Origin of the sequence: Flavobacterium succinicans LMG 10402 (assembly GCF_000611675.1) — a bacterium.
Lineage (GTDB): Bacteria > Bacteroidota > Bacteroidia > Flavobacteriales > Flavobacteriaceae > Flavobacterium > Flavobacterium succinicans.
On record NZ_JATV01000005.1, the window covers coordinates 186,750 to 198,320 of the forward strand.

General features: G+C 34.5%; 9 protein-coding genes. All 9 read left to right on the top strand.

Annotated features, from left to right (window positions below):
• The first annotated feature begins 79 nt into the window (after nt 1-79).
• The 9 genes from thrA to AO58_RS0106450 all read left to right on the top strand — a co-directional run bounded on the left by thrA (nt 80) and on the right by AO58_RS0106450 (nt 11,496).
• Nucleotides 80-2,527 carry a bifunctional aspartate kinase/homoserine dehydrogenase I gene (gene thrA / locus AO58_RS0106405; RefSeq protein ID WP_024980910.1) on the top strand — a complete coding sequence of 816 codons (2,448 nt, stop codon included), beginning with the start codon at nt 80-82 and terminating at the stop codon, nt 2,525-2,527.
• Between the two features lie 104 nt (nt 2,528-2,631).
• A complete protein-coding gene (locus AO58_RS0106410; RefSeq protein WP_024980911.1) occupies nt 2,632-3,558 on the top strand; it encodes a homoserine kinase in 927 nt (308 codons plus the stop codon).
• 260 nt (nt 3,559-3,818) lie between these two features.
• A complete protein-coding gene (thrC, locus tag AO58_RS0106415) occupies nt 3,819-5,114 on the top strand; it encodes a threonine synthase (RefSeq protein ID WP_024980912.1) in 1,296 nt (431 codons plus the stop codon).
• 358 nt (nt 5,115-5,472) lie between these two features.
• On the top strand, nt 5,473-6,516 hold the full coding sequence (xerA, locus tag AO58_RS0106420) for a site-specific tyrosine recombinase/integron integrase (RefSeq protein WP_024980913.1): 1,044 nt from the start codon (nt 5,473-5,475) through the stop codon (nt 6,514-6,516).
• A 411-nt stretch (nt 6,517-6,927) separates the two neighbouring features.
• Nucleotides 6,928-7,467, top strand: coding sequence for a hypothetical protein (locus AO58_RS17970; protein WP_024980914.1), 540 nt, complete (start codon nt 6,928-6,930; stop codon nt 7,465-7,467).
• Nucleotides 7,468-7,617: 150 nt separating this feature from the next.
• Nucleotides 7,618-8,274 carry a hypothetical protein gene (locus AO58_RS0106430; RefSeq protein WP_024980915.1) on the top strand — a complete coding sequence of 219 codons (657 nt, stop codon included), beginning with the start codon at nt 7,618-7,620 and terminating at the stop codon, nt 8,272-8,274.
• 175 nt (nt 8,275-8,449) lie between these two features.
• On the top strand, nt 8,450-9,379 hold the full coding sequence (locus tag AO58_RS0106435) for a hypothetical protein (RefSeq protein WP_155959410.1): 930 nt from the start codon (nt 8,450-8,452) through the stop codon (nt 9,377-9,379).
• A gap of 216 nt (nt 9,380-9,595) precedes the next feature.
• A complete protein-coding gene (locus tag AO58_RS0106440; protein WP_024980917.1) occupies nt 9,596-10,198 on the top strand; it encodes a hypothetical protein in 603 nt (200 codons plus the stop codon).
• Nucleotides 10,199-10,866: 668 nt separating this feature from the next.
• Entirely contained in the window at nt 10,867-11,496 is a 630-nt protein-coding gene (locus tag AO58_RS0106450; protein ID WP_024980918.1) for a hypothetical protein, read from the top strand.
• Nucleotides 11,497-11,571: the final 75 nt, after the last annotated feature.

The window sequence follows — 11,571 nt, forward strand, 5'->3', positions numbered from 1 at the left end:
ATTTACATCTCCCCTATTCTATAGACAATAGACTAATGGGAGGCAGCAAACCTTAGCATTCAATTAAATAAAACACAAAATGAGAGTATTAAAATTTGGCGGAACTTCTGTAGCCAATGCCGATAATATCAAATTAGTCTTAGCCATAATTTCAGGAAAAGCAGAAAAAGAACCACTTGCAGTAGTTGTTTCTGCCTTAAGCAAAGTCACAGATTTACTACAACTAGCTGCTTCTAAAGCCGCACAAAACGACGAAAGTTTTAGAGACATCGTTTTAGAAATTGAGAAAAAACACTTGGACACCTTAAAACAACTAATTCCAGTTAGCGAGCAAAGTGCTTTGTTGAGCCACATCAAACGCATCATCAATCACCTAGAAACATTGCTGGATGGTTGTTTCTTGTTGGGTGAATTATCTCCGAGAACTGCCGATACCATTTTAAGTTTTGGTGAATTATTATCTTCATTCATCATTGCTGAAGCTTTAAAACAAAACTTAAAAAGCAGTAGTTATAAAGACAGTCGTGAACTAATTAAAACCAACGCAACTTTTGGAAAAGCAAGCGTGAATTTTGAAGTAAGCAATTGTCTCATCCAAGATTACTTTGCAACAAATGATGCTAAAGTAGTGCTCCTTCCAGGCTTCATTGGAGCAACAGAAGATGGAATTACTACAACTCTTGGACGTGGTGGTTCAGATTATTCAGCGGCGATTCTTGCCAGCGCATTAGCAGCAGAAGAACTGGAAATTTGGACAGATGTAAACGGAATGTACACTGCCAATCCTAAATTGGTAAAACAAGCACAACCTATTGCAACTATCTCTTATCAAGAAGCTATGGAGTTGTCGCATTTTGGGGCTAAAGTTTTATATCCGCCAACTATTCAGCCAGTACTAAGAAAAAACATTCCAATTCTAATCAAAAACACTTTTGAGCCAGAAGCAGAAGGCACTTTTATTTCGAATACAATTGCTGCTAATGGCTCACCGGTAAAGGGAATCAGTCATATTGATAACATCACACTTATTACGCTCGAAGGCTCGGGAATGATTGGCGTGGCGGGTTCTTCCAAACGTCTTTTTGAAGTATTGTCAAACGAAAACATCAATGTTATTTTCATTACGCAAGCTTCTTCAGAACATTCCATCTGTATTGGTATTTTGAATTCTGATGCAGAAAATGCAGAAATCGCCATCAACAAAGCGTTTGAAATTGAAATTACTCAAAACAAAGTCGAACCTTGCATAGTTGAAAAAAACCTATGCATTATTGCTTTAGTAGGCGAAAATATGAAAAACCACCAAGGGCTTAGCGGACGTATGTTTAGTACACTTGGAAAAAACAATGTCAACATACGTGCGATTGCACAAGGGGCTTCCGAGAGAAATATTTCTGTAGTTATCAATGAAAGAGATGTTAAAAAAGCCTTGAATACTTTACACGAAAACTTCTTTGAAGAAAACACCAAACAACTCAACTTGTTTGTTATGGGCGTGGGTAATGTGGGTGAAAAATTCATGGAGCAAATTCACCAACAAAAGAAATTCCTAAAAGAGAATTTAAAAATCAATTTGCGTGTTATTGCTGTTTCTAATTCTAGAAACATGTATTTTGACGAAGAAGGCATGTCGCTCAAAGAATGGGCATCCCTTTTAGCAACTGGTGAACCCGCAAATGCCGAGGCTTTTATTGCTAAAGTAAAAGAACTCAATTTACGCAACAGCATATTTGTAGACATTACTGCCAATGAAAGTGTGTCTAAGCTTTATGAACAATTTTTAAGACAAAACGTAGCAGTAGTAACTTGTAACAAAATTGCTTGTTCATCGGCGTATGCCAACTACCAAAACCTTAAAAATTTATCCAGAAAATACAATGCTCCTTTCTTATTCGAAACCAATGTAGGTGCAGGTTTACCAATTATTGACACCGTAAAAAACTTAATTGCATCAGGCGATAAAGTGCACAAAATACAAGCGGTTTTATCAGGAAGTTTGAATTTTATCTTTAATAATTTCGGTCCAAATTATTCTTTTCATGATGTAGTAAAAGAAGCAGGCGTTCAAGGATTTACAGAACCTGACCCAAAAATCGATTTAAGCGGAGTTGATGTAGCAAGAAAGATTTTAATTCTTATTAGAGAAAGCGGTTATCAGATGGAAATTGAAGATATAGAAAATCTTTCTTTCTTACCTGACGAATGCATGAAAACCAATAACAATGACGATTTCTTTAAATCACTTCTTAAAAACGCCTCCCATTTTCAACAATTATTAAAAGAAGCTAACGAAAAAGAATCCCGTCTCAAATTTGTTGCCCAATTCGAAAACGGCAAAGCCAATGTTGGATTGCAATTCATCGCCAAAGACCATCCGTTTTATAACTTAGAAGGAAAAGACAATATCGTGTTATTCTACACCGATCGTTATGTAGACCAACCGTTATTGATTAAAGGCGCTGGTGCTGGTGCTGCGGTTACGGCTTCAGGAATTTTTGCCGATGTCATTCGAATTGGAAATGTGTAGCTCCCTAACTCGCCACGGCGAAGAATCTCGAGAGCTTAAAATAAATATTAACTAATAAATCCTCTGTACTCCTCCCTTTTGGGGAGGTCGGGAGGGGCTGACTTATGAAAGAAATAAAACTATTTTGCCCGGCTACTATCGCTAATCTTTCTTGTGGATTTGATGTCTTGGGCTTGTGTTTGGCCACTGCAGGCGACGAAATGATTGTGCGAGCTTCTACCGAAAAAGGCGTTCGCATTACCAAAATCGTAGGGGCCGATTTACCTTTAGAAACTGAAAAAAACGTTGCTGGAGTAGCCGCTTTAGCCCTGCTAGAAGCTTTCGAAACAGAACTAGGTTTTGAAATCGAGATCTACAAAAATATCAAAGCTGGAAGCGGTATTGGAAGCAGTGCAGCGAGTTCAGCCGGAGCTGTTTTTGGAATTAATGAATTGCTAGGCCGCCCTTTTTCACGCAAGGAATTAGTACAATTTGCCATGCAAGGCGAAAAACTAGCCAGTGGCAATGCCCATGCTGATAATGTAGCCCCTTGCCTTTTGGGAGGCTTCACATTAGTAAGAAGTTCCAACCCTTTAGATATTATCAAAATCGACAGTCCCTCAGAATTATACGCCACGGTAGTTCATCCACAAATTGAACTCAAAACATCGGATGCGCGTTCGGTTTTGAAGCAAACTGTTTCCCTAAAAAGTGCCATTACACAATGGGGGAATGTGGGTGGTTTAGTCGCTGGCTTGTACACCCAAGATTACGAACTTATTGGGCGTTCATTGCATGACGAAATCATAGAACCCGTTCGCAGTATGTTGATTCCGGGTTTTGATGCCATCAAACAAACCGCTTACGAAAACGGTGCTTTGGGTTCAGGAATTTCAGGTTCTGGTCCTTCGATTTTTGCGTTAAGCAAAGGTGAAACCAATGCTCAAAAGATAGCCTATGCCATGAGTAAAATTTATAAGGAAATGAATTTGCCTTACGAAATTCACGTGTCGAAAATCAATCCAGATGGAGTTACTATAATAGCCCCCTAACCCCCGAAGGGGGAACGTATTAAGTTAAGAGATTTTAGATTAAAGATTAACGATTTTAGATTTTAGAGCAAGTGAGTAAAAATTATATGATTTTCAGCATCTGATACATCAGCAATCAAAAATCAGCAATCATTTTATCATTTAATCCTTAACTTAATGACATTGCCTAAAGGGGGAATCGAATCTTTCTTTCTAAAACAACACTTTATTTACTAATTATTAAAAGCAAATAGCCAAAAGCTAAAAGCCAATAACTAAAAATGAAATACTACAGTTTAAATCATAATGCACCCAACGTTTCTTTTGAGGAAGCGGTGGTACAAGGATTGGCCTCTGATAAAGGTTTATATTTTCCGAAATCAATTAGTCCATTAGCGGCTGACTTTTTTGAAAACATCGAAAAGCTATCTCACGAGGAGATTGCATTTCAAGCCATTCAGCAATTTGTGGGTGACGAAATTCCAGCCGAAACGCTACGCCAAATCATAGCCGAAACGCTTTGCTTTGATTTCCCTGTAGTCGAAGTCGAAAAAGGGATTTATTCTTTAGAATTATTTCACGGTCCAACGATGGCGTTTAAAGATGTAGGCGCGCGTTTTATGTCGCGTTGCATTGCTTATTTCAACCGAAACGACCCTTCCAAAAAGAATACAGTATTGGTAGCTACTTCTGGAGATACAGGCGGCGCCGTAGCCAGTGGTTTTTTGGGCGTGACTGGAGTGGATGTCGTGATTTTGTATCCATCAGGTAAAGTGAGCGACATTCAGGAACGCCAACTCACCACTTTGGGACAAAACATCAAAGCGCTCGAAGTAGATGGTGTTTTCGACGATTGTCAGGACATGGTCAAAAAAGCTTTTTTGGACTCTGAATTGGCTGCTGTTCATTTAACTTCTGCGAATTCTATCAATATTGCTCGTTGGCTACCCCAAATGTTCTACTTTTTCTTTGCTTACAAAGCCTTGAAACAACAGCAGAAACCCTTAGTATTCTCTTGCCCGAGTGGAAATTTTGGCAACATTTGCGCGGGTATTATCGCTAAAAAATTGGGATTACCTATCGAACATTTTGTAGCTGCTACCAATGCCAACGATACCGTACCGCGTTTCCTAGAAAATGGCGTTTACGACCCAAAACCTTCCATCGCTACGATTTCGAATGCTATGGATGTGGGCAATCCGAGTAATTTTGTGCGCATCCAAGAAATGTATCAACATGATTTGAAACAATTCGAAAAAGACTTTTCGTCCTACACCTTTTGCGATGTCGACACACTCGAGGCCATGAAAACCATTCAACAGCAAAAAGGTTACATTACAGAACCTCATGGCGCCGTGGGTTATTTAGGTCTGAAAAAAGAGTTGCAAAACCATCCCGATGCCTTGGGGATTTTTCTGGAAACCGCACACCCTATCAAGTTTTTAGACATCGTAGAACCCGCATTAGGCGTGACTTTACCTATTCCAACACAAATAGAGAGCGTCTTAAACAAAGAAAAAATAAGCACCAAAATCAAAACCTACGAGGAACTGAAAGCGTTTTTACAAAATCAATAATTCCTCCTCTACCCTATCCATAAGCGATTTCTGTAAAGGAGTCGCTTTTTTTTAGGAGCTTAATCCTGCTGTCCGCTGCAATCTCCGTCTCGCGTGGCTTTTTTGGCTGGGCGGCAAAGGAGCTTCTTAGGTCGCTCTTTCCCACCCGCCAAAAAATAGCCACCCGAGCCAGAGGATTTCCACTCCCATCAGGGCTAGGGAAATAAGAAATTAGAAGTTAGAAATAAGAAATAAGAAAGCAGAAAGCAGAAAAGGCAGAAAAGGCAGAAGGAAAAAGGTAGAAGGCTTCTTACTTCTTACTTCTGACTATTCACTTTTCACTTTTTTCATTATCTTTAACTCTCTAACTATAAGCCTTATGCACTGGAAAGCCCAATTAATTACACACCGAAAAGAAAAGAGAATAGCCGTTTATTTCGAAAAAGACGCTGCATTAATCTCCCGAATTAAAGAGCTCGAAGGCTCCCGATGGAGTCAAACCTTAGCCGTTTGGCATTTGCCAGATACCTTAGAAAACCGGATTCGGTTTAAAATTCCAACTTTATCACACACTATTCCTTCTGAAGAAGGCACAGGACAAATCGAAAAATTTAAACAATGGATGCGTTCGAAACGGTATAGTGAAAGCACGATAACGACCTATTGCGAGGCTTTAAAATCCTTTTTGTTTTTTTATCGCGAAAAATCCATTGCCGAAATCACCAATGAAGATTTAATAGTATATAACAACGAATATATTTTGGAAAAAAAACTGTCTGCCTCTTACCAAAATCAGATGGTCAATGCCCTAAAATTATTTTTTCAAACCATTCGAGAAACCAAGATGATGGTAGATAAAATCCACCGTCCCAAACGTGAAAAAGTACTCCCCAACGTGTTGAGCAAGGAGGAAGTAAAGGCGATATTGAACGCACATAGCAATATCAAACACAAAACCATGCTTTCGTTAATTTATAGTTGTGGGTTACGTTGTGGTGAGTTATTATCCTTGCAACCAGTACATATTGACTCCAAGAGAAATATAGTATTAATCAAAAATGCCAAAGGTAAAAAAGACAGAATCGCTCCTTTATCTCCCAAAATATTAGAAATGCTTAGAGAGTACTATAAAGCATACCAACCTACTAACTATTTGTTCGAAGGGCAAAGTAAAGGACAACCTTATGATGCCAGAAGTTTACAACTCATACTCAAACAAGCCCTTCGAAAAACAGCAATCCCTAAACCCGCTACTTTACATTGGTTGCGCCACAGTTTTGCCACTCATTTATTAGAAAATGGCACCGATTTACGATACATTCAAGAATTATTAGGCCATAATAGTAGTAAAACCACCGAGATTTACACTCATGTTAGTACGAAAAGTTTGCAACAAATTAAAAGTCCTTTTGATGATTTGTAAGAAAAAAATAATATATTTGAAAAACAATTAAGCGAAACCAACCTTCGCATAGCCACCCAAATATAGGTGTATATACGAAGGTTTGTTTCGTGTATATGCTAGTTAGGGTGTATAGCTCCGTTGAAAAGACACAGCCGACATCAACCAGACGTTTTGCAACTGAAAAAATAATAATGAACTAGCTAGCGTGCCGACGCAAATCAAGCTCAGAATCTGACATCGAAATGCGAAAGAAAAGCAAATTTGAATGACTTTGCGGAAAACAGAAAGCGGAAAAATTTTTCGTTTTTTTTTGGCTAATCAGAAAAATAACGCTAATTTAGTCCCAAACCGCGTGTAGCGCGAGAACGTTAGCCGTCAGTTTAGAGCGACAGAAAACCGAAAGAAAACAAAACTATAAACGAAGAAAAAATGAGTATTTTTAGTAAACTATTTAATGGTAACGAAAAGCCCAATTTTAATGCATTATTTGAGAATGAAAACTTCAAGAATTTTATATCAAAAGCAGAAGATATTTCTTTAGGTTATGGTGAAATAAATATATTCAAATTAGAAAATATAGAAAAAGAACAAATTGGATATAGCGTATCCGAAAATGGAAAGTCTTTAACTGGTAACAAAAATGGAGATTGGAAAAAGAATTGGGTTGTAATTGCAACTGATAATATGGATGATCCAATTTTTGTTGATATTGAAAATCAAAACTTGCCAGTTTTTATTGCTGAACACGGAAATGGAGAATGGGAAGAAAATTACATAGCAATTTCAATTGAAAAATTTTCATCAATCTTAAACGATTTAAGGATTTTATCAATCAACAGACAAAATCCAGTTGAAATAGAGAAAAATCCGATTTCAGAAACGGAATTAGAGTTGTTTTTAACTAAAACTAAAAATGATAATAATTGGATGGATATTGAATATTGGAAAATATTCTTAGAAAACGATTAATAAAACCGAACGGCTAACAGCCACTACAACGGATTTGGGTATTGGGATTAATGGGAAAATGGTCTTGCATCTGGGATGATTTGGCAAATCCGAAAATAGGGCTTAATTTAACCCCAAACCCGCTGTAGTGCCAGAACGTTAACTGTAATTATGAAAAAACCGAATATCCTAAATAATCTTAATATACTTCAAAAAGTTACCATTGAAGAAAACAATACTATCTTATTCTTTTTTGGAGATACTCCTAATTGGAATAAAAAAGAAGTCATAAAAGATGTAGTAAACTCCGATGATTTTTATGAAGTTATAGAAATAAATTTCAATTTTGACTATAAAGATTTGACCAGGTTATATTGGAAAATTCATAGATATATTGGGGAAGAATTTTTCATTGAGTTTGATAATGGTAAAATAAATATTTGGGAAGGAGAAATAAGCGATAATGAAGAATGTTGGGGAACTTTTGATGATTTGGAGGACGAAATTTTAATTATAAATTATAAAAAATATAACGTTCAAAAATCTTCACAAGATTGGAAAAATGATTACGAAAATTTAAGAAAAAGATATTACTCATTATATAAAAAGAAAAAAATACAATTAGATGACTTTAGAGAAAAAATAAAATCAGAACTAAAAGAGAAAATTGAAAAACATCTTGAACAAAAAATTAAGCAGAAAAGAAACTATATAAATTCCGATAATTTTACAGAAGAAGATGTGAATCAAGTTATAAGTTTAGCTTTAAATGATTTACATAATGGAGTAAGGATAGATTTATTTACTGAATTTTTATATAACGAATAATAACTACAGTTAACACACGCTACAAGCAATTTGGGTTTTAGGCTTAATTTGAAGTTGGTTTTGTATTTGGATGATTTGGCAAATCCGAAAATAGGGCTTAATTTAGTCCCAAACTGCGTGTAGCGCGGGAACGTTGGGCAATATTTTGAACAAAAAATGAGAAAATAAAATGAAAATGAAGAAATTTATATATTTAATAATGCTAATTAGTTTAAGTTCTTTTGCACAAATAGGAGACCCTGATTTACAGGAGAATTTAACAGACGATTTTAAAAGTCAAAACTCATTCTCTTCTGCAGTACTATTTCTTGATTTACAAAAAAAAGAAAATGGTTTGAATTTAAAAGAAATAAAAAAAGTAGCTATGAAGTACAATGGGGCTATATTGGATACATTATATATCGATAAAAATCAATATTCTCTTGGAAAAAAAACAGAACTAATTTATAATAAATTAGATGAAAAATTATTAGATAGATTTTCAAATTTTATTTGCGATAATAACAATGGATGTAAAGAAAAAATAAATAATTTAATTAATCAATTTCCAGAGGATTTTGAAAGTTTATCAAATGGAACAATATCAAAAACAAAAAACACAATACTTATTGAAAATAATATTAACAAACTACATACATTTTCTGATAGTATAAAAATTGACGAATCTCGAAATATTATTGAATGGAAAAAAAGTGAAAAAACTTTTCATCCATATGATGGAAACATTATTTATCAGACACAATACAAATATATTTATGATGAAAAACTAAATTTAACAAAACGTGAGATTATATATTCAACAAAAAAAGTAAACACAAAAAAAACAATTACTTTAAGAACTGACACCTTTGATTTAAATCAGAAAATTATTTCTAAAAAATATATTTATCCATCTGAGCGAAATGCAATAAAAAAACAAAATATTGAGGAAATTATATATAAATATGAAAGTCAAAAAAAATTAATCAGTAAAATATCTCTTAAAAATAAAGTTGAACAGAATCATTACAAAATAGATTATATTGATAATGTAATCAGTATTGAATACATTGATAGGTTAGATAAATCTAAAAATAAAAAATATTTATATAATCAAATTGAATAAAAAACATCGCCCAACAGCCACTACAACGGATTTGGGCAATAGGCTTAATGGGAAGTTGGTTTTGTATTTGGGATGATTTCGCAAATCCGAAAATAGGGCTTAATTTAGTCCCAAACCCGCTGTAGTGCCAGAACGTTAGTGGCTATTTAGCCGAAAATAGCCGAATAAAATACTGAATTACAATAACATATAGATAAATATTTAGAAAACAATATTATGAGTGGTGGATTTGATTTAAAAGATATTGCAGATTATTATTCAAAAAAAACTGATTCTGAAATCATATATATTGCAACGGAAAATGCAAGAGGTTTAAGACCTGGAGTTTTAGAAATTATTGAAAATGAAATTATTAAGAGAAATTTAAATCCTAATATTTTAGATGGCGCAAAAGCTCAAAACAGACAATATACGTTAGACGAAATAACGGAAATATCCCAAAGAATAAGAAGTTTACCTTGTCCAATGTGCGGAAATAAAACTGCAAAACTAAATGGAACTGTGATGCATACAGTAAAAAGTTTTATCGTATTTTCCACTTTTAGAAAAGAACCAATAATTGCTTGTCCTGATTGTTTGGACAAAAAAAATCAAGAATCAATATTTTCAACTGCATTATTAGGTTGGTGGGGATTTCCTTCGGGATTTTTAAAAACTCCTTTTTACATTTATTATAACATTAAAGTAAAAAAACAAAACAGAATTTCTGAACCAAATGAAACTTTATTAGGTTTTACATTGCAGAATATTGGAGAAATAGAAACTTATAAAGAAGACACTGAAAAGCTTAAACGAATAATAAAATACGTAAAAAAATAAACAGCCACTAACACACGCTACAAGCAATTTGGGTTTTAGGCTTAATGGAAAAATTGGTTTGTATTTGGAAGATTTGGCAAATCCGAATAATGGGCTTAATTTAGTCCCAAACTACTTGTAGCGCGGGAACGTTACTGGCTAGTTATGCCGAAATTACGCAGGTAATTTCGATTTGGAAATAAAGTTTGCAACTCGCAGAAACTTGAAAAGTAGAAGCGTGAAAATTGGAACTTGCCAGCAGAAACTTGAAAATTGGAAAACTGAAAAGCGAAATCGTGAAAATGGAAACTTGCCATCAGATTCGAGCGACAGCGAACAGGCGAAGCAAACTTGAAAATTGGAATCTGAAAAGCAGAAGCGTGAAAGTCGGAATTTATAAATCGAAAAGTAAATAATTGAAAATAAAACCTTGAAAATTACGAGCCGAAAAGCAGAAACGTGAAAGTTGGATTCTGCCAACAGAAGCGTGAAAAATTTGCGGTTTAATTGTAATTTCGACAAAATAACCAGCCAGTAACAGCGGTTACACGAGATTTGGGTTTTGGGCTTAATTTAAAGTTGGTTTTGTATTTGAAAAATTAGTCTTTAACCGAAAAATTAGTCTTAATTTAGTCCCAAACCTCGTGTAGCCGCGAAACGTTAGCTGTTATATTAAAAAAAAAACTGGAATGAAAAACAAAATAATAATCGAAAGTCTAAAAGAGAATGAAATCCTATTAGAAAAAATTGTAATTGAAAGTCTACAATTAACGAAGAATAAAACGCAATCTGAATTTTATAAACTTTGGAAAGAACATAATACCGATAAATATATTGAAGTTATGTTCAATGATTTGAAAACAAATATTGAAAAGTATTGGCTAAATGACAAATACAATAAAGACTTAGAAAAAAGCTTTAATATGCTATATTTTGAACATAGCGGACTTTACGGCGGAGAATTTGACGCATTTGCAATCGATTTTAATTACAATGGCAATGAAAGTCCAATTTTTGAAACTATGGATGATAGACTTGATTATTTAGAAAACATTTCTTGCTTGCCTGGATGTGAAATTCCATTACTTTACGATTTGACAAGAGAAATTCAAGGAAAAGAAGATGATTTCGATGATTGGGATGACTTAATGGACATTTACAATTTATTTGAAACTACAGCTTTAATAGAATCTCATCAAACTTTTTTAAGAGCTGACAATGAAAACCTATTTAAAAATTTGAATTTTAAAAAACCATTTTATTTTGCAGTGGGGGAACACGATGCTGGAGCTCCGAAACTGATATACGTAATTGAATAAAAATACAACAGCTAACACACGCTACAAGCAATTTGGGCATTAGGCTTAAATTGAAATTGGTTTTGTATTTGGAAG

What these genes read in the sequence shown, in the direction of transcription:
- AO58_RS0106430 (WP_024980915.1), top strand. Translation starts at nt 7,618, where the DNA reads ATGAAAAAACCGAATATCCTAAATAATCTTAATATACTTCAAAAAGTT.
- AO58_RS17970 (WP_024980914.1), top strand. Translation starts at nt 6,928, where the DNA reads ATGAGTATTTTTAGTAAACTATTTAATGGTAACGAAAAGCCCAATTTT.
- AO58_RS0106450 (WP_024980918.1), top strand. Translation starts at nt 10,867, where the DNA reads ATGAAAAACAAAATAATAATCGAAAGTCTAAAAGAGAATGAAATCCTA.
- AO58_RS0106410 (WP_024980911.1), top strand. Translation starts at nt 2,632, where the DNA reads ATGAAAGAAATAAAACTATTTTGCCCGGCTACTATCGCTAATCTTTCT.
- thrA (WP_024980910.1), top strand. Translation starts at nt 80, where the DNA reads ATGAGAGTATTAAAATTTGGCGGAACTTCTGTAGCCAATGCCGATAAT.
- AO58_RS0106440 (WP_024980917.1), top strand. Translation starts at nt 9,596, where the DNA reads ATGAGTGGTGGATTTGATTTAAAAGATATTGCAGATTATTATTCAAAA.
- AO58_RS0106435 (WP_155959410.1), top strand. Translation starts at nt 8,450, where the DNA reads ATGAAGAAATTTATATATTTAATAATGCTAATTAGTTTAAGTTCTTTT.
- thrC (WP_024980912.1), top strand. Translation starts at nt 3,819, where the DNA reads ATGAAATACTACAGTTTAAATCATAATGCACCCAACGTTTCTTTTGAG.
- xerA (WP_024980913.1), top strand. Translation starts at nt 5,473, where the DNA reads ATGCACTGGAAAGCCCAATTAATTACACACCGAAAAGAAAAGAGAATA.